This is a genomic window from Paenibacillus cucumis (ex Kampfer et al. 2016), from assembly GCF_019748695.1.
In the GTDB taxonomy this organism is placed as follows: Bacteria; Bacillota; Bacilli; order Paenibacillales; family Paenibacillaceae; genus Paenibacillus; species Paenibacillus polysaccharolyticus.
Genome location: NZ_JACLIC010000023.1, coordinates 363,242 through 381,859 on the forward strand (window position 1 = coordinate 363,242; position 18,618 = coordinate 381,859).

Here is an 18,618-nt window from a genome sequence, read left to right on the forward strand (position 1 = left end):
TTTTATTTTCTAACGATTCCAGGGAAGCTTATTTGAGTTGTTTGCCGCTAAAATGGGCTTGTTTCTTCTGTTTTTGTTGAAATAAGCTTTGTGGAGATCGTTACAATTTCAGAGGGCTCTATTTCGCTTAAATAAGCTCATCTGAGATCGTTAGAATTTGGAGAGATATGGTGAGCAGTTTTACTGGGAGGCTTTGCTCGTTAGATCATAATTGAAAATTACAAAATAAATTGTGTTAGCTAACGTTTGCTGCGGAAGAAAGGTTGTAGTGTTGACTATTGTTATCTGAGGAAGAGAAGTTGGTCAATTCAGCCAAGTGAGGATAGTGGAAGAAGGACGTAGTTTTGGCTGGCTTTATATGTGCTTGCCAAGTGTGGCTGTGTTAGCAGCGTTTCCAGATCAGTCTAGCATTCTCTGTGCAGGAAAAGATGCAATGACTTTGCACCAAACCGGCAAACCTCAAAGAACCAGGTCATCACTCGTGACTTGGTTCTTTGGTGCTGCACGTAACTTTGTACTGTTTCCGGAATTCCTCGGGGGTCAGTCCGGTCACTTTTTTGAATACGCGGAAGAAGTATTTTGGATTATCGTAACCAAGCTGCTTGGCAATGCGATAGACTTTGTCCTCTGTCAAGGTTAAGGCGTGCTTTGCTTGTTCGATACGCAGGCGGTTAACGTAATCTGTGAAGTTCTCTCCGTGTTTTTCTTTAAACAGATAGCTGAGATAACTTGGGTTCAGGTAAAACAGGGAGGAGACCCATTCCAGCGTTAAATTTTTGGCATAATGAATATCGATATATTTCCTGACGTTGTCGATAACCTGATCGGATCGATAAGGATTATATTCTTGAAGCAGTAGTGCTGTCCCTGTCAACACCTTGTCCATATACTGACGAATGGATTCCATATCAAATGAAATGTCAAGCACGGCTTCTAGACTGGAGGAAGCATTTCCGTTGCTACTGCTACCGCTTTGCAAATAATGTTGCAGCAAGCGTTTCGTTTCAGCCACAATGTCCCGGCACTGCTCTTTCAGGTGTGCTAGTAAAGCATCAGGTTGCTGGAGAAAGAAAGCAAAGAAATCAGCGATTAACTCTTGCACTTTGGATACGCTGCCGCTTTCGATGGAAAACAGTAATTCATGCGACTTGCTCCAGCGCAAGGAAGACAAGGTGTTGTTCTCCTCTGTATAGGTATAACATTTACCGAAATCGGTAATGGAGCGTTGGTCGAGAGCTAAAATAGTCTGATGATGAGCATCACGAATACGACTTACATCGGATAAGGGGAGACTGATTCCGATACAACATTCCGCTGTTGTTGTTTCTGCAAGGATACGCTCCGCGTATAGAACGGCACGTTTTTGCAGTTCAGCAACTGTGTCGCCTGGATCACACATCATGAGAAAAACAAGTTGTTCTGATTGGGGATGCGGGATATAGAGACTGTGCGGAAAAGATGGAAGATGCTCCACGATGAAGGGTTTAGGACTATAGATCATCATAAAAAGCAGAAGTTCGGCTTCCAGAAGGACAGCGAATTCTCGGGAACGGAATATAGGGCGCTTCGCGGGCAGATATGGACTCAGCACAACATGAAGAAAAGTCTGATGGTCAGCATCGATTTTCATCTGTTCTGTCTCCACAGTCAGCTGAACAACCTCTTGTTTCAGCGCGCGTTCCTGTTCAAGTGTTCGTATGGCTTGTTGCAAGGCACGTTGAACTTCGTCCCGGCTAAACGGTTTAAGCAGGTAATTGACTACCTTGGCCGAGATGGCCTCCTGCATATAATCAAAATCAGTATGGCCACTGATCACGATGAGTTTGATATGAGGAAAACGCTGGCTCACCGTTCGAATTAACCATTGCCCGTCCATCTCGGGCATGCGCATATCTGTGAAGACAATATCGGGGCTCAAAGATTCAATCAATTCCAATGCCTCGGCTCCATTGTCTGCTTCACCAACCAGCGTCATCTTATGCTCCGATGCCTCCAGTTTTTTTAACAGACCTTTACGAATCAAATGTTCGTCATCCACAACGATAAACGTATACATAGCCGTCACCTCTACTCTCAAAGACTTGGAATTTTTACGGTAATTCGGGTTCCTCGATGAACCTCACTATGGAAGGTCAACCCGTATCCGTCACCATAATACAGAACAATTCGTGAATGTACGTTTTTGATGCCAATGCTCTGCTTGAGCCTTTGACCGACAGAAATGAATTCTGGCGGCTGTAATAGTAGTTGTCTCAGCTCATCTGCCTGTTCAGGTGCAATGCCTACGCCGTCATCGCATACTTCAAAGATGATCTGTTCATCTTGAACCTTGCCGGTAATCATAATCGTACCCTTGCCACGTTTGTTCTCCAGACCATGATAGATTGCATTTTCCACGAGCGGTTGCAGCAGGAGTTTAAGCATATAGTGGTTTTGGATCTCAGGCTCCACGTAGAGCTCGAAGTTGATTTTATCTCCGTACCTGATCTGCTGAATGGCCATATAATTTTCAACATGCTGTAGCTCTTCGCTGACGGTCACGCGTTCACTATCTGTTTTGATGCTGTAACGGAACATATCGCCGAGTGACTTGGTCATAATGACAATGCTTTCGACCTCTTCAATCTCTGCAATACTGTTGATTGACTCCAGTGTATTGTATAAGAAATGAGAATTGATCTGTGCTTCGAGTGCTTTCATCTGTGAATCGAGTGTCAGGATTTTATTTTGATAGCTCTCCCGAATATGGGTATCAATATCCTTCATCATTTTATTGAATTCATGATAGAGGATTCCGATTTCATCCACATGTTTGCTTTTTTGCGGTTTGATCTTCACGAACTGATGTGATTTGGTCTTACGCATCATTTTGGTTAATTCAATGATCGGTTTGGTAATCAGGTTGGACAAGAAAAAGGATAAGAGTAGAAAGATTACAGCACAGCTTACAGCAACATACAAAAATAGCTTTTGAGAGATGTTGTACTGCTCGTATAAGCGTTCAAGAGAGATGTTGGCAATGACATTCCAGTTATGTCCAGGCACCTTTTGTATAACGGTCATCATTTTATCCTGAATGGTTTTATACTGTGAACTACTGTTCACTTGCTTCATTGCCGGATTAAAGCTGGCAGGAAGAGGATGTCCGATCTGGTCGCTTTCCGTGGAGTATAGTATTTTCCCCTGATCGTCAGCCAAATACAGGTTGGAGAGACTTGGCGCAGGATTCCGTTTCAGTCCGTCAAAAATGTTCATCCCGCAATCCAGCATGAATACGCCGAGAAACTCATGATTGTTCGGATCGTAAAGGGCTCTGGAGAAACCGATCGACTGTTTGGCATTGATAATATAAGGTTTAACGCCCACCTCGCCAACATATAAATCGCCTTTACGCTGAATGGTGTCGAGATACCATTGATCCTGAAGAGCAACGTAGTCTAGACGCAGATCCGTGCCACTGCTTCCATAACTGATCCATTTTCCGTCTGGTGTGAAGAGGTAGAGACCATTAATGTAATTGTATCCGAGCAAAATATTTTCAAAGATCAGCTTGAGCTTGCTACGTATCATAAAAATGTCATACTGATCATTCGTATCGTTCAGCTTCGTTAGTTCATCACTAACTGTGCTGTAAGCGGTTGCATTGGAAGACTGCTGAAGAAGAGTGACCGAAATGCGGTCGATGTTCTGCAAAATCTCTTCCATACTTTTGACCGAATTGCCGATTGTTGTGGATGTAATCAGAGAAGTCTGCTCATTCACCAGCTTTGTATAACTTCGGTAGGAACTCAGGGATACAACGATAATAGGTATGATCGACACAAGAACGAGGATCAGAAACAGTTTGGTTTTGATATTGAACAGAATCATACGTGCTCCCCCTGCGAATGTCAATTCTAAAAATAGTGCACCACACAAGCTAAAGTAAATGTACTAATGAACGCCGTATGATGAAAATGTGCACAAAGCAAGAATAAACATGAATCGGGGGAATGACAAGATGAAAAATAGAAAACAACTGTGGCCTTTGACTTTAGTGCTGCTAATGACGTTCCTTAGCGCATGTAGTTCTGCCAGTCAGGAACAGGGAAGTTCCGACAATAATGGGGGAGCCGGTGACTCTGCCAAACCGATCACGTTGACGATGATGCTCTCAGGAAACAAGGCGTCGGAAGGGGAGGACTTCGAACTCGAAACGTTGCCTCGTCTAGTCAAGGAAAAGTTTCCGAATATCACGCTGGAAGTGCAGAAGCTTCCTGATGATCAATACAACACCTCGGTACGAACGAAACTGGCAGCTGGTCAGGGGCCAGATATGTTCTGGATTTTCCCCAAAAATTCAGCAGGTGGAGTCGTTGATTTTGCCAAAGCCGGATTTGCCGCTGACCTGTCTGACCTGAAGTTCTGGAATAATATCAGTCAAGGTGCAAAGGATGATATGTCTGTGGACGGCAAGCCATACGGCGTATCGGGTGGTATTGCATTTCTGGGGGCTTATTACAATAAGGAACTGTTACAACAGGTCGGTTACTCCGAATTTCCGAAAGATTGGCCTTCGTTTCTGGAATTATGCCAAAAGTTGAAGGATGCGGGGATCACACCGATTGCTATGGGAGATAAAGATCCTTGGGTGATCCAATTTGGAATGTATCAGATTGCGGCCAACATGGTATACCCGGATGATAAGGATTTTGATGTAAAGCTGCAAAAAGGTGAGAAATCACTGACCGATCCAAAGTGGATTGAAACGATCTCAAGGTATAAAGATCTGTACGACAAAGGTTACATCGTGAAGAACTCACTGGGTATCGGCAGTGCACAATCAGCACAGCTGTTCATTGATGGCAAAGCAGCGATGACATTGACCGGTACATGGGATTACGCTTCCATGACATCCAAAGGTGCAGCTGACTTCACTCGCGGATTCTCTTCCCTTCCAGGCAATGATTCTGGCAAACCGGTATATGTGTCTGGTGCAACATCGGCCGGTTATGCACTCAATGCAAAATCAGCCAATCTGGATGCAGCGAAGCAAGTGCTGAATTATCTGTTTGACGGACAGTCAGAGTTGTTCAAAGCTTTTGTGGCTTCCAACAGTTCAATCAGTGTGTACAAAGGCGTGACATTGGAGAAGGAATTGTTCAAGGAAGTAAATGACAATTATCAACAAACAGGCAACTCTATATATTTTAGCAATCAGATGTGGCCTGCGGGAGTGTCGGATGTCATGCAAGCCAAATTCGCAGAGATTATCGCTGGACAAAAGACAACACCTGAAGAGGTCGCAGCTGCGATGGAAAGCAAATTTAGAGAGCTGTGGAAGAACTAGAGTGTGTCTGAAAAACACTTGATCAAGAATTAGATGAAACTGTCTGTTGCCATGGGGAAGGGCTTTTCAGCTACTTCCCTGGCCGCATTCTTCTGGGAGAGGATGGAGCAAGATGAACTCGACTGTCATGAAAAAGTCCATGTACTGGTTTGCTGTACCCGCATTACTTTTTTACCTTACATTCTGGATTTTCCCGATTCTGCGGTTATTCCAGTACAGTATAACGGACTATAACGGATATGCTCAGGCGTTTAGCTATATCGGATTGGACAATTACAAAGATTTGTTTCGCGGTGATGTGCTTGGTGTATCGTTGAAAAACACATTAATCTATACGTTTGTTACGGTTGTTGTGGGTAATCTAATCGGTTTGGGGATGGCCTTGCTATTAAATATGAAAATAAGAGGAACCGGAATCTACCGTTCTTTGGCCTATATTCCTACGCTATTCAGCGCAATCGTTGTGGGATTTCTCTGGAGTTACGTATACATGCCGGATTACGGGCTGATTTCTTCCTTTCTGAATAAACTGGGTATTGCGAGTGAACTGAATTTCCTCGGTGATTATTCAACAGCCTTGTATTCCATTATTTTTGTGGAAATCTGGAAAACGATCGGGACTACGATGATTATTTTCCTGGCCGGTCTGCAAACAGTCCCGAATGATCTGTTAGAAGCAGGCCGGATCGACGGGTGCGGTCCTTGGCGGTTGTTGAGACATGTGAAGATACCTCTTCTGGCAACGGCTATCACCATTAATGTAACTCTGAGCTTAATCAACGGGCTCAAAGCGTTTGACTTTCCGTTTATTATGACCAATGGCGGCCCGGGTACAGCGACGAATACGTTAATCTTTTCAATCTATAAAATGGCATTTACCGAGCAGCTCTTTGGTAAGGCTTCAGCGCTTGGTGTCATATCCTTTGCTGTAATTATCGTTATTACGGCGGTATTTGTACTGAAAATGAACAAGCGGGAGGTGTCGGCATGACTTCTCGTAAATGGATGGGAAAAGGGTTTACTCAGCTCGCTGTCATTTTAATTATGGCGCTGAATCTTATTCCACTGATTATTGCTTTTTCGACTTCACTGCGTGATCCGAAAGATAACACCAATCCGCTCGTCCTGTTTCAAGGTATGTCTCTGGCAAGTTACAAAGCTGCCTTCGAGCGTATGCATTTTCTGGATGCTTTATGGAACAGCGTTGTGTTAACTGGGGTATCGGTCATCTTTGTGGTCCTGTTCGCAGCGATGGCCTCATATCCGATGGCCCGGCTGAAAACAAAGCTCAGCAAGTTTATGTATTTATTTTTTCTGTCGGGGCTCGTGGTGCCTGCTCAGATGGTGTTGATCCCTATCGTGCAGATGATTAATGCGCTGCATATTCCGACGAACCAGTATACTCCGATTTTTATGTTTATAACCTGCAGCTTGCCGTTTTCCACCTTCCTGTATACCGGATTTATTCGCAGTGGTGTACCTGAAGAGGTGGAGGAGGCTGCACATATTGATGGTGCCGGATTATTCCAGCGTTTCTGGACAGTTGTTTTTCCGCTGCTCATTCCAGTGACGGTGTCCGTTATTATTACGCAGGGAGTATGGATCTGGAACGATTACTTTTTTAATATGATTTTTATTTCCGGAGCCGGAGAATCACCTTTACCACTGGCGATGCTTGGATTTATGGGGGATCAGCAAAACCCGACGCAATGGAATGTATTGTTCGCAGCTTGCTTTCTGTGTGCACTGCCGCTGTTGCTGGTCTTTTTATTTTTACAAAAATACTTTGTTGGTGGTATGACGGTTGGTGCAGTTAAAGGTTAAGGAGGGGAACCTGACATGAGTGAAAAGATTATAAGTGAACGCAGGGTGGGCGAACATATCGTAAACGAATCATGGATGGATCAGGCGCAGCAATGGATTCCAAAGCTCCACGAGCAAACGGTATATCCCGAGCGGATCGTTCGTTCCATGTCAGATTCACATGCATTTCAAGGATGGCGGATGGAGACGATAGGCCCGGCTTCTGTTTTGCCCAAGCAAACGCTACGCAAGGGAGACGAGATAACACTGGATTTTGGCCAGCATCTTGTCGGTTATGTAACCCTTTCACTGCTGAATGTACGAAGCAATGCAGATGCACCTTTGAGATTAAAATTGACATTTGGCGAGATGCCATGTGAGGTTGCTGAAGACTTTTCCACATATGAGGGGTGGCTTAGTCGTTCCTGGTTGCAGGATGAGGTGCTTAATGTGGACGTGCTACCTGGCACAGTTACGTTGAACCGTCGATATGCCTTTCGTTATCTGAAGATTGAAGTACTGGACACATCGATTCGGTATGATATCCAGATCAAGGATATTTATTGTAGGGCGGTGACTTCCGCATCGATGGATGCTATACCGCCATTGCCGGAAAACATCGATGAAGAGCTCGCACAACTTGATCTGGTATCAATTCGTACTCTTCGGGATTGTATGCAAACGGTATTTGAGGACGGTCCGAAGCGGGATCGGCGGTTATGGATTGGTGATCTGCGTTTGCAGGCCTTGGTCAATTATGAGACATTTGGCTGTAATGATCTGGTGAAGCGCTGTTTATATCTATTTGCCGGATCAAGGCTGGAAGGTGGGCAAGTTGGTGCGTGCCTGTACGAAAAACCGGAGCCTTATGTAGATGACATCTACTTGTATGACTATGCCCTATTTTTCATCACTACATTATGGGACTATTACGAGGCAACGAAGGATCGAGAGACACTGGAGGTGTTGTGGCCTGTTGCCAGAGAGCAGATCGACATTGCCTTGAAAAGGCTGGATGCACGTGGTGTTGTGCAGGATGATGACACGTGGTATTGCTTCCTCGATTGGCATGAGCAGTTGAATAAACAGGCAGGTGCACAGGCGATATTGATCTATAGCATGAAAAGAGGGCAATGGATTGCCCGGGAACTGGGGCTGTCCGCGCAAGAGGAACAGATTCAGATGCAGGTTCAGCAGGCGGAACGGGCTACCCTTCATTATTTATGGGATGAGGAACAAGGTTTCTTCATCAGCGGTGAGGGACGTCAGGTATCGTGGGCATCGCAGGTCTGGATGATTCTGGCTGAAGTGGTGGATAAGGATGCAGCGTGGGCATTATTGCAACGGTTGATGAATCATAAGGAAGCAATTCCAATGAACACGCCTTACATGATGCATCATTACGTAGAGTCGCTGTTGCAATGTGGAAAAAAGGAAGAGGCCTTGGCGCAGATTCGAGCTTACTGGGGCGGCATGGTAAAGGATGGAGCAGATACGTTCTGGGAGCTATATAATCCCGACGACAAGACATATTCTCCGTATGGCAGTAATCTGATCAATAGTTATTGCCATGCCTGGAGCTGTACACCAAGTTATTTTATTAGACGAATATTTGCTTCAACTGCTTGCTGATTCAAAAGCAGTGGAACGAGGTCAACCGGATGTTCGGTTGGCTTTTTTACGATATTCACAGGATATCCTTTGCTTTCCTCCAAGGGGGAGGGTAAACTGTTGCATACGAGTAGTACAGATACAATATCGCAGTGTGGGATGCATGAGGGTGATCTGGCGCTGTTATTGTTATTTTTTCAGATAGATGTGGAGGAAGATGGATTGGAAATGTTTACGATGTTGCTGGGGCTGTTTGAGCGGGCGGCGCTGCTGATTATATTTTTGTTTTTTCTGTCGCGGGTGCCGCGGTTCAGGCAGATTTTGCAGAAGGGCAAGTTAAGGTGGCAGGAGTATGCTGCGGTAACTATGTTATTCTGTGCGTTTGCCATCTTTGGTACATATACAGGCATCAACGTTGAAGGCTCACTTGTTAATGTGCGGATTATTGCGATTTTATCGGGTGGAATCTTGTTTGGAGCACCGGTGGGCATTATTACGGGACTTGTGTCCGGAGTGCATCGTTATCTCATCGATATGGATGGTATAACCGCAATTCCGTGCCTGATCACAAGTATACTTGCGGGGTTGGTGTCGGGTTACATTCACAAATACACCCCAAAATCCAAACGCTGGATGATCGGTATTGGGGCAGGCATGATCATTGAAGCGCTCACGATGCTGCTGATTCTCCTATACTCGTATCCTGACCCGCTTGGAGCAGATATCGTTTCGAAGATTGCACTGCCGATGATTCTGGGTGAGGTGAACATTGGGCTGATCGTACTTCTGGTGCAGAGTGTGGAGGGGGAAAAGGAGTTAATTGCAGGCCGTCAGGCCAAGCTGGCATTGGAGATTGCGAATAAAACACTGCCTTATTTCCGCTCCATTGATGAGGATTCCCTGCGCAAAATATGTAAAATCATTCAGGAAGATATCCAAGCGGACGCGGTAGCGATCACGGATACACGGAATGTTTTGGCTTATGTTGGTTTTGGTGAGGAAAGGTATCATATTGGCAATGAGATTATTAGTGAAATGACCAAGAAGACGATCTCCAGCGGGGAAATTACGATCAGTAACGATGTAACAGATGAGAAAACCCCAGATATCCACTCGTTGCTGATCATTCCCCTGAAAGAACGGGGCGATGTGACGGGCGCGCTTAAAATCTATTATCGTAAAGCCTACAAAATTACGTATCCACTGCAAACGATGGCTGTGGGACTTTCTCAGATTATCTCCACACAGATGGAGGTGTCTCGCGTAGAGGAGATTAAGGCTGCGGCGAACAAAGCGGAATTACGCGCATTACAGACAACGATTCATCCTCATTTTTTGTTCAATGCGCTGAACGCTATCGCTTCGTCCATACGCACCAAGCCGGATCGTGCGCGGGAATTGATTGTTAACCTCTCGGGTTACATGCGTTACAACTTGGAGCTGTCGGATGAGTTAATTGATATTCATAAAGAGCTGGAGCAAGTCCGTAATTATGTGGAGATTGAAAAAGCGCGTTTTGGCAGCAGACTCACGGTTATCTACGAGATTGATGAAGTGGCAGTGCATATTCCAAGCCTGGTCATTCAGCCTCTCGTAGAAAACGCGATTATACATGGGATTCTGAAGGTTAAAGGCCCTGGAACCGTGCGGATTCAGGTGCAGGATCATTCTGATTTTGTGCGTATTAGCGTGAGTGATACCGGGGCAGGCATCAGTGGAGATATTATTGAAAAAGTCTACCATGATCGCATGCCGGGCAACCAAATCGGGCTATATAATGTGCATCGGCGTGTGAAGTTGATTTATGGACAAGGCCTAACGATTAGAAGGTTAGAGCAAGGGACCGAGATTTTATTTGATGTACCCAAAGGAGATGTCATATCAAGGTGATGATGAAGCGATGAGAGCGTTAGATGAAGGCATGTTGAATGGGGTAGACAAAAGAAGGATGAGAGCCTTAGTTGTGGAGGATGAAATTCCGGCAAGCGAAGAATTGAGTTATCTCATTCACGAGCATAGCCAGATTGATGTTGTGGATTGTCTGGAAGATGGCCTGGATGTGCTTAAATTTTTGCAGGAGCAGGAAGTGGATGTACTATTTCTCGATATTAACATTCCTTCGCTGGACGGTATGATGCTGGCACATCATATTGGCAAGTTTGCACGTAAACCTTACATCGTATTTACGACAGCATATAAGGAGCATGCGGCTGAGGCTTTTGAACTGGAAGCCTTTGATTATATTTTGAAGCCTTATGACGAGAAGCGGATCGCAGCCATGTTGCACAAGCTGGAGCTGACCTTCAAGCGGGATCAGGAGCAAACGGAGAACTTGGATAGCCTAATGCAGGGGGAGAACCGGGCATATCGGCGCGCAGAGGAACATTCGTCAACAAATGATCATGGGGCTCAGCGAGGACATGACACAAGAGAAGATCAGGTTCGCTCTGGCGTACGGCAGGCACATCAAGGACTGGAGCAGCGACCGATATCTTCTAATTCTCCATCACAGGCGGCGGATCATCTGACAGGAACACGGGTCAATTTGCTGCGCAATGACAATATCATTGTCACCGATTCGGCAGATATCTATTATGCAGAGGCTCAGGAGAAGGTCACTAAGGTGTATACCAAAAACGGAGAGTTCACGATGCCGGTCAGCATTTCCGATTTTCACAGTCGCTTGCCTCAGGATGCTTTCTTCCGTTGTCATCGTTCCTATCTCGTGAATCTTGTCCAAATCCGTGAGATTGTGCCTTGGTTTAACAATACTTATCTGCTTCGTTTGCGTGATCTGGAAGCCGAAGTGCCCGTAAGTCGTGGCAAAGTCAAAGAATTCAGGCAACTCATGCGCATATAACGGCATTTCATTCCGTATTTGATGCAACTCATGCTGCAAACGGCTCTATGAATCCCCTTTCATGTATGATGGTCTTGTGAACGCATTCAAGTATGTTTGAATGGTACAGAGAATGTTCAACATGTCACAGACATCGGCAAAGGGGAGATTACGATGAAAGCAGCTATTTCATCCGCTTCATCAGCATTGAATTCAACCACGACATCATCTTTATCCATGAACCGCTGGCTTATTGTACTGGGTACAATTATTGTACAAATGGGACTCGGCACCATTTACACTTGGAGTTTATTTAATCAACCGCTGTCTGATCGTTTCGGATGGGACGTCAGCTCGGTCGCGATAACTTTTTCGATTACGAGTTTTGCTTTGGCATTTGCTACCTTGTTTGCGGGCCGATTGCAAGAGCGCTGGGGGCTTCGGCGTTTGATCCGTGTAGCCGGGGTGGTACTCGGGCTTGGACTTATTCTAAGTTCTCAGGTGAGCTCGTTAACGCTGCTGTATCTGCTGGCTGGGTTTGTGGTTGGTTTTGCGGACGGCACAGCATATATCACTTCTCTATCCAATCTGATCAAGTGGTTCCCTGAACGTAAAGGTCTGATCTCGGGTATTTCGGTAGGTGCTTTTGGTACCGGTAGTCTATTGTTCAAATATGTGAACTCCGCCCTGATTAGTGCGGTTGGCCCAGCGCAAGCCTTTATGTACTGGGGGATAATCGTTCTTGTATTGGTTGTTGCCGGATCATTCCTGATCCGTGAAGCGGTGGTTCGTGAACAGTCTCCGGTGACTGCCAAAGAGGGCGCGGTCAGTGAACCTGCAGAAGTCCATCATGAATATACAGTTAAAGAAATGCTTCGCACAAAAGAGGCGTATATGCTTTTCGGTATTTTTTTCACAGCATGTATGAGCGGTCTGTACCTGATCGGCATTGTCAAAGACATTGGCGTACAGCTCGCAGGTCTTAACGTGGCAACGGCTGCAAATGCGGTTGCCATGGTCGCTATTTTTAACACAGCGGGTCGTATAATTCTGGGAGCCTTGTCGGATAAAGTAGGACGGATGAAAGTCATCGCCGGAGCGTTGCTCGTTACAGCCGTGGCTGTCATGACGCTGAGTCTGGTGCCGCTGAACTTTGGAATCTTCTTCGCTTGTGTGGCAGCGATTGCCTTCTGCTTTGGGGGTAACATTACCGTGTTCCCAGCCATTGTGGCCGATTACTTCGGGTTGAAAAACCAGAGCAAAAACTATGGCGTGATCTATCAAGGGTTCGGATTTGGTGCTCTGGCTGGATCATTTATCAGTGCGCTACTGGGTGGTTTCCATCTTACCTTTATCGTCATTGCGGTACTCTGTGCGGTATCACTGCTGATGGCACTGATCATCACACCTCCAGGTACAAGCCTGCGGGCACGTGATTCCCATAATAAACAGATGCAGTTCAACCCGTCATCGCGGGCAAGCTAAGTTGTAGTTATATCGTTGTACAGATCCATATATACGTATCACAACATCACAGAGACCTAGCGATTGGACACGGCATTGGGCTAAGAACGAATACCAAAAGTTAGATTAGATTAATGGCAAGCGGTCTCAGATGAGGCCGTTTTTACCTTTTTCAAAAGCTTCACAAATCCCAAAAGCCTTGTTGCCAAGTGCAAGAGCGACATAACCACGCTGACGTACATCCCAAGATGTGCATTGCTACCTTTGCTTCTGTTATACTTTAGGTGAATCAAAGCAAAACTGTACTCGATGACGCGCTATAAAATGATATACGGTATGCGACACGATGACATTGAAATGATCTATCCTGAGGAGGCATATTCATGAACTTTGTAAAATACACAGAACCGGACTTTGAACATTATTATGCACTCGTTTCCAATGAGGACGTCATGAAGCAGATTACCGAGCGGGCGATCCCGGAGCCGGAAGCGAGAACACAGTTCGATTCCATGCTAGATTATAACCTTCGTTCTTTATGCGGGCACTATCGAGTGACCACGCAGGATGATGCGGGTGTGGCCTACGCCAAATTGATTCTGGATGAAGATAACCCAAGCCGGGCAGAGATGGGGTATATGATTCTACCGGAGCATTGGGGCAAAGGTCAGGGTACAGCTATCGCGTCCCGCCTGATTATTCAGGCTCAGGCTGCAGGCATTGAGGTTCTATATGCCGTTATTGATCCTTCCAATGCGGCATCCCGTCAGATTTTGCTTAGACAGAACTTTGAATCAACATGGGTGGGAGATTACGACGGTTTGCCTGGGGAGATTCTGGAGTTGAATCTGCGTCCTAACAGATAAAGACGTTAGATACACATGAAAGTATATGCTTAAACATGCTGCAGCCGCTTATAAAGCGGCTTTTTTCTGTGCAATCTATATTAGATAGAGAATGGCCCTAAATTACATGTAAAAGGAGAGCATATGATAAAGTCATTGGAATGGATTACGCATCCTCCGTTTAACCCTATTCATGATAAGCTTTATTCTCCCTTTGAGTTGCTTAAGGGTTTTAATGTGGATGATGCACGGAGTCTATTAGCCACGCCAGATTTTCGGTGTTTTACATATTTTCATCAGCAAGGAGGTACAACCGTTTCAGATCCTTATGCTGCGATGATGGAGGCTGTGCATGATACATCCGTTGTACGCGAAATGAACGGATTTCTGGCAACGGAGTTACAGGCAGGCCGTCGTCCTGTTGCAATTATGGGAGGACATCGTGAGAAACGTGGAAGCGAAACCTATCGTAAAGTAGCACGAATTGCCCAGAAGCTATCAGAATCTGGCTTTATTGTCGTTAGCGGTGGTGGACCTGGTTGTATGGAAGCAACACATCTTGGTGCTCTTCACGCTGGACGGTCCGCAGACTGCCTTGAATCTGCAATAAATCGTTTGGCAGAGGAACCGTTCGCTGAATTCCCGCAAAACATGAGCGATATTATCGGTAAAGATGGACAGACCTTTAATGAAGAACTGTTAAGCAAACTCCATAAATGGATGCTTCCCGCATGGGAAATAGCAAATGGACTCAAGAATCAGCTCAGCCCACTCAATTGCAGTTTGGCACTGCCGACCTGGCATTATGGCCACGAGCCTTTTACTCCGTTTGCTACCCACGTTGCGAAATACTTTCTCAATAGTATACGGGAAGATGTACTTCTTACACTCGCTTCATGCGGTATCATTTTTTCGGAGGGGCGGGGAGGCACAATCCAGGAAGTGTTCCAGGACGCCGCTCAAGTCTATTACCGTGAGAATGACGCGTATAATAAGGCTCCAATTACTTCAATGCTGTTTCTTGACAGCCAGTTCTGGACCAATTCAGAGACCCCTGATAAAAGGCTGCACATGCCAGTGATGGGTTTGCTTTATCAACTTTTTGTCGGTACGAAAAATATGACAGAAGAGGAATTCAAACGTTATATTCGCGTTGTCGATGATGCTGATGAAGCCGTAAACATCATTATTGAAAATGCACAATCTGCGAGTCAGGTCGTGCACAAACTAGCCAGAATTGGCATTAGCAATATTGATTCGGAGCTTATGGCTGAAAGAGCAGAAGATTTTGTTAATCAGCGAGGAAACAATACTGAAATATGACTGATAGAATGTGCAGAAAATGAATGAACCGTTCCCATCGTAATCCATGAACAACCTGATTCAGAAAATAGAACAAAGTCCCCATAAAAGCTGTTACGCTAGCAGCTTTTTTGTTTTCCCGGTAGAAATCCGTGTAACTTCGCGTACCACAGGGTAATGCTTAGGATAGAATAAGGAGTATAAGGTGTCTTGCCTCAGTACAGCGCTCCGTTGTATTGCAGGGCTAGTATCTCTTGTAAGATACTTCTATAGGTAAACGTGGAGGAGATGACATATGAGTGATTCAACGATGGAACGACTGAATGCTCTGTTGCCCGAGTGGTTGGAGACCAGCCGCCTGCATACGGGACAGGGGAAAGTAGCTTCCTATATTCCGGAACTGGTCAAAGCATCTCAGGATGATCTGGGAATACATATCATGGACGCGGCAGGTAACCATGTGTCTGCCGGCGATTGCGGAGTTCCTTTTACGATGCAAAGTATCTCCAAAGTGTTCACCCTCATTCTGGCCCTGATGGATCACGGGGAAGAGGCGGTCTTCTTTAATGTAGGAAAAGAACCCACCGGCGATGATTATGACTCCATGATCAAGCTGGAACTGGTTGAACCAGGTATTCCGTTTAATCCTCTCATTAATGCGGGGGCGATCACCGTATCCTCTCTTGTTGGTGGTGACTGCAAGGAAGAGAAGTCCCGCCGTATTCTCGAATTTTTCCGCAAGTTAGCGAATAATGAACGATTGGGTTATAACGAAGACGTTTTTCGCTCCGAATCGGAAAGTGGACATCTGAACCGTTCTCTCGCCTATTTCCTCAAACATAACGGTGTCATCAAAGATGATGTGGAAGATGTGCTGGCAGTTTATTTCCGCCATTGTTCTATTGAAGTCACCTGTGCTGACCTGGCTCGCATGGCGCTTGTTCTCGCTCATGATGGAACCGATCCGATTACTGGCGAAGAACTCATTCCCCGTCGTTATGTGCAGATCGCCAAGACCTTTATGACTACCTGCGGGATGTACAATGCTTCTGGTGAATTTGCCATCGAGGTTGGTTTGCCCGCCAAAAGTGGTGTTTCCGGTGGAATACTGACGCTTGTTCCGGGACAATTCGGCATCGGTGTGGTTGGCCCGGCACTTAATCGCAAAGGCAACAGCCTCGCTGGCGTTCATCTGCTTGAGCGTCTGTCCAAGGAGTTCGACTGGAGTTTCTTCTAATATTAAAAAAGCAACGTAATAGCTACCCTTCTAAGGCAGTGGATGAATCAGATTCCAGTTATTTTGCTTCTTTTGAACGAGGCAGAATGAACGGACATCGGTTTTATCGACTGCTCTTTTATGTTCTTAAAGTATAGTAGGGATACGGTCCTGCACAACGTGAAGCTGCTGCATCTATCAAGGGGTTCCCACCATGTCCATATGTGAAGAAATGCTCATTTTGCTACATCACTCACATGTTTACTCATCCATCCATTCACCTGCTGGAGTCACACCTGTAATGAGATTCATCTGAAGATCCCGATTCCCGTCATCGGTTAGCAGTCTGAGTGTACGGGCGGGGCGATCCAATCGGAGCACACGTCCAGTATAAGAAATGTCATCATGCTCGTGGAACAGTGTAATCGTAACGCGGTCGCCAAGTACCATGGAGTTGCTCAGCAAACGGGACATTTCATCTGCGGCCTGGGCATCCAGGGAGGGACGCGTGCGGGGGGCAAGCTGCTCCTGATGAAGAATATAGGCTTCCCGGTGTTCGGGAAGCATCATGCGTGAGGATTCAAAAAGTCCGTTTTGTTGCAATTTTTTACTCATCTATAGTGACCTCCAATTTTATGAGAACGATCCTGCGCCTGAGCGGACGAGCACAGAGATGAAGCACGCATGATGGCGGTATCTCCGAACTTGCGCTTGATATCATCCGTGGCTCGCTCCAGTTCTCTCTTGCGTTCGCGGTCGTCAAACCAGGACAGTTGTACTTCTGAATCGGGTACAAGTCCGCTCAGCGACACATGGATGCGTCTTATGGGTAATCCGTCCCAATGGCGCAGAAACAGAGTTGCCGCCGCATCATATACTTCATCTGTGATGTTGGTCGGTTCATTCACCTTCATCTGACGGGAAAAACCGGTTGGCCGGTCGTAATCCTGTCCGCGACACCCGACCGAAACGACATGCCCCATGAGTGATTTGTCCCGGGAACGTCGGCTGACTAGTTCCGCGAGCTCCAGCAACACAACCTTAATCTCTTCCCAAGTCTCGTAATCCCGTGGCAGCGTCATCTGATGTCCGATCCCCTGCTGCTGGTGTGTGTATGTTCCGGGTTTTACCGGAGAATCATCTATACCGCGGGCGATACGCCATAACACTTCACCATTTACACCCCACCGCTCCTTGAGCCGGGATAGCGGTGTATTCGCCAAATCACCAATCGTATGAACGCCCATTTTGTAGAGATGCTGTGCCATGCGTGAACCAACCATGAACATATCGCGTACAGGTTTTTCCCAGATCGTGGAGGGCATATCCTTCCTTGGCAGCGTATAGATGCCTCCTGGGACTTTTTTGGCATACAGGTCACAGGCCATTTTGCTGACGACTTTGGTATCGCTGATGCCGATTCGAATGTAAACGCCAGTTTCATCCATCACTTTGGACTGAATGCTGCGTGCAATTGTTTCGGGACTGCCGAACAGATCGAGGCTTCCCGTGACATCGAGAAACTGCTCGTCGATGCTGTAGGGTTCCACCAGATCGGTATAGGACTGAAGAATACGTGTAATATGAAGGGATACGCGGATGTATTCGGCCATTCTTGGGCGAATAACGACAACATCTGGACATTTGGCAAGCGCCTCTCCCAGTCGTTCTGCGGTTGTAATACCGTAGGACTTGGCGAGAGGACACGCCGCCAGAATGATACCTGAACGCCTCGCCGGGTCACCAGCTACAACAAGGGGGCGATCCTTGTACTCAGGATGTGCAGACTTCTCCACACTGGCGTAAAATGACTGGCAGTCTGCCAGCATGATGACACGTCTGTCTTGGCGGGGCATGATGTTTCCTCTCCTTATCTGCAATTCTTGATGTTGCTCCTGTCGTCTGATCCTTGCAGAGAGCTGTTCATTTACAGTTTATTTACAGTATGGAACAAGTGTTCCTGTTTTATAAGCATAAAGGACAATTCAAAATGCGGCAACCGGAATTATTTTGCAAATTGGACACAATTATACGCTAGGCAGACTAGGGACATGAAATAGGAAATAAGATGTGGCTTTTTACATTTAATGTGAGATATCTGTGACCTCTGGGCGATGACTGGTAGTTCATTTTGATTTTTGTAAAAGTGTCGTTCATGGACAGAGTCCTAGATAGGGGGACTGATGTCCTTTTTTCATTTTCAGTACTT

At 46.0% G+C, this 18,618-nt stretch carries 14 protein-coding genes; 10 read left to right on the plus strand and 4 right to left on the minus strand.

The annotated features are described in order from the left end of the window. Positions 1 to 475: 475 nt before the first annotated feature. Positions 476 to 2,077, minus strand: a complete 1,602-nt coding sequence (locus H7T88_RS14980; RefSeq protein WP_221789065.1) for a response regulator — start codon at positions 2,075 to 2,077, stop codon at positions 476 to 478. Next, positions 2,074 to 3,870 carry a sensor histidine kinase gene (locus H7T88_RS14985; RefSeq protein WP_221789066.1) on the minus strand — a complete coding sequence of 599 codons (1,797 nt, stop codon included), beginning with the start codon at positions 3,868 to 3,870 and terminating at the stop codon, positions 2,074 to 2,076. The genes H7T88_RS14980 and H7T88_RS14985 overlap by 4 nt, the downstream gene beginning before the upstream one ends. A 130-nt stretch (positions 3,871 to 4,000) precedes the next feature. On the opposite strand from H7T88_RS14985, the gene H7T88_RS14990 reads away from it, so the two are divergent. The 10 genes from H7T88_RS14990 (at position 4,001) to glsA (ending at position 16,430) form a co-directional block, all read left to right on the plus strand. Then, entirely contained in the window at positions 4,001 to 5,329 is a 1,329-nt protein-coding gene (locus H7T88_RS14990; RefSeq protein ID WP_090922698.1) for an ABC transporter substrate-binding protein, read from the plus strand. A 127-nt stretch (positions 5,330 to 5,456) separates the two neighbouring features. Next, a complete protein-coding gene (locus tag H7T88_RS14995) occupies positions 5,457 to 6,320 on the plus strand; it encodes a carbohydrate ABC transporter permease (RefSeq protein ID WP_260510925.1) in 864 nt (287 codons plus the stop codon). Continuing rightward, entirely contained in the window at positions 6,317 to 7,153 is an 837-nt protein-coding gene (locus tag H7T88_RS15000) for a carbohydrate ABC transporter permease (protein WP_154957701.1), read from the plus strand. Before H7T88_RS14995 ends, H7T88_RS15000 begins: the two co-directional genes overlap by 4 nt. Positions 7,154 to 7,168: 15 nt before the next feature. After that, a complete protein-coding gene (locus tag H7T88_RS15005; RefSeq protein ID WP_154957700.1) occupies positions 7,169 to 8,764 on the plus strand; it encodes an alpha-L-rhamnosidase-related protein in 1,596 nt (531 codons plus the stop codon). A 216-nt stretch (positions 8,765 to 8,980) separates the two neighbouring features. Then, positions 8,981 to 10,633: a sensor histidine kinase gene (locus tag H7T88_RS15010; protein WP_154958053.1), complete on the plus strand. Its 1,653-nt coding sequence runs from the start codon at positions 8,981 to 8,983 to the stop codon at positions 10,631 to 10,633. 58 nt (positions 10,634 to 10,691) lie between these two features. Beyond that, complete coding sequence (locus tag H7T88_RS15015) at positions 10,692 to 11,603, plus strand: LytR/AlgR family response regulator transcription factor (RefSeq protein WP_154958052.1); 912 nt, start codon at positions 10,692 to 10,694, stop codon at positions 11,601 to 11,603. Positions 11,604 to 11,756: 153 nt separating this feature from the next. Continuing rightward, positions 11,757 to 13,067 carry an L-lactate MFS transporter gene (locus H7T88_RS15020; RefSeq protein ID WP_420874628.1) on the plus strand — a complete coding sequence of 437 codons (1,311 nt, stop codon included), beginning with the start codon at positions 11,757 to 11,759 and terminating at the stop codon, positions 13,065 to 13,067. A gap of 362 nt (positions 13,068 to 13,429) precedes the next feature. After that, positions 13,430 to 13,912, plus strand: a complete 483-nt coding sequence (locus H7T88_RS15025) for a GNAT family N-acetyltransferase (protein WP_090922690.1) — start codon at positions 13,430 to 13,432, stop codon at positions 13,910 to 13,912. Positions 13,913 to 14,035: 123 nt separating this feature from the next. Further along, on the plus strand, positions 14,036 to 15,214 hold the full coding sequence (locus tag H7T88_RS15030) for an LOG family protein (protein ID WP_221789067.1): 1,179 nt from the start codon (positions 14,036 to 14,038) through the stop codon (positions 15,212 to 15,214). Positions 15,215 to 15,488: 274 nt separating this feature from the next. Further along, positions 15,489 to 16,430, plus strand: a complete 942-nt coding sequence (gene glsA / locus H7T88_RS15035) for a glutaminase A (protein WP_221789068.1) — start codon at positions 15,489 to 15,491, stop codon at positions 16,428 to 16,430. A 240-nt stretch (positions 16,431 to 16,670) separates the two neighbouring features. Here the strand turns inward: glsA and H7T88_RS15040 are convergent, their stop codons facing one another. Together H7T88_RS15040 and H7T88_RS15045 are read right to left on the minus strand one after the other, a co-directional pair. Further along, positions 16,671 to 17,024: a YolD-like family protein gene (locus tag H7T88_RS15040; RefSeq protein WP_090922683.1), complete on the minus strand. Its 354-nt coding sequence runs from the start codon at positions 17,022 to 17,024 to the stop codon at positions 16,671 to 16,673. Next, positions 17,021 to 18,265: a DNA polymerase IV gene (locus H7T88_RS15045; RefSeq protein ID WP_221789069.1), complete on the minus strand. Its 1,245-nt coding sequence runs from the start codon at positions 18,263 to 18,265 to the stop codon at positions 17,021 to 17,023. Before H7T88_RS15045 ends, H7T88_RS15040 begins: the two co-directional genes overlap by 4 nt. Positions 18,266 to 18,618 lie beyond the last annotated feature (353 nt).

Excerpts from the sequence above, each read along its gene's own strand:
- H7T88_RS14985 (WP_221789066.1), bottom strand. The coding sequence starts at position 3,870 with ATGATTCTGTTCAATATCAAAACCAAACTGTTTCTGATCCTCGTTCTT.
- H7T88_RS14990 (WP_090922698.1), top strand. The coding sequence starts at position 4,001 with ATGAAAAATAGAAAACAACTGTGGCCTTTGACTTTAGTGCTGCTAATG.
- H7T88_RS14995 (WP_260510925.1), top strand. The coding sequence starts at position 5,457 with ATGAAAAAGTCCATGTACTGGTTTGCTGTACCCGCATTACTTTTTTAC.
- H7T88_RS15000 (WP_154957701.1), top strand. The coding sequence starts at position 6,317 with ATGACTTCTCGTAAATGGATGGGAAAAGGGTTTACTCAGCTCGCTGTC.
- H7T88_RS15005 (WP_154957700.1), top strand. The coding sequence starts at position 7,169 with ATGAGTGAAAAGATTATAAGTGAACGCAGGGTGGGCGAACATATCGTA.
- H7T88_RS15010 (WP_154958053.1), top strand. The coding sequence starts at position 8,981 with ATGTTGCTGGGGCTGTTTGAGCGGGCGGCGCTGCTGATTATATTTTTG.
- H7T88_RS15015 (WP_154958052.1), top strand. The coding sequence starts at position 10,692 with ATGAGAGCCTTAGTTGTGGAGGATGAAATTCCGGCAAGCGAAGAATTG.
- H7T88_RS15020 (WP_420874628.1), top strand. The coding sequence starts at position 11,757 with ATGAAAGCAGCTATTTCATCCGCTTCATCAGCATTGAATTCAACCACG.
- H7T88_RS15025 (WP_090922690.1), top strand. The coding sequence starts at position 13,430 with ATGAACTTTGTAAAATACACAGAACCGGACTTTGAACATTATTATGCA.
- H7T88_RS15030 (WP_221789067.1), top strand. The coding sequence starts at position 14,036 with ATGATAAAGTCATTGGAATGGATTACGCATCCTCCGTTTAACCCTATT.
- glsA (WP_221789068.1), top strand. The coding sequence starts at position 15,489 with ATGAGTGATTCAACGATGGAACGACTGAATGCTCTGTTGCCCGAGTGG.
- H7T88_RS15040 (WP_090922683.1), bottom strand. The coding sequence starts at position 17,024 with ATGAGTAAAAAATTGCAACAAAACGGACTTTTTGAATCCTCACGCATG.
- H7T88_RS15045 (WP_221789069.1), bottom strand. The coding sequence starts at position 18,265 with ATGCCCCGCCAAGACAGACGTGTCATCATGCTGGCAGACTGCCAGTCA.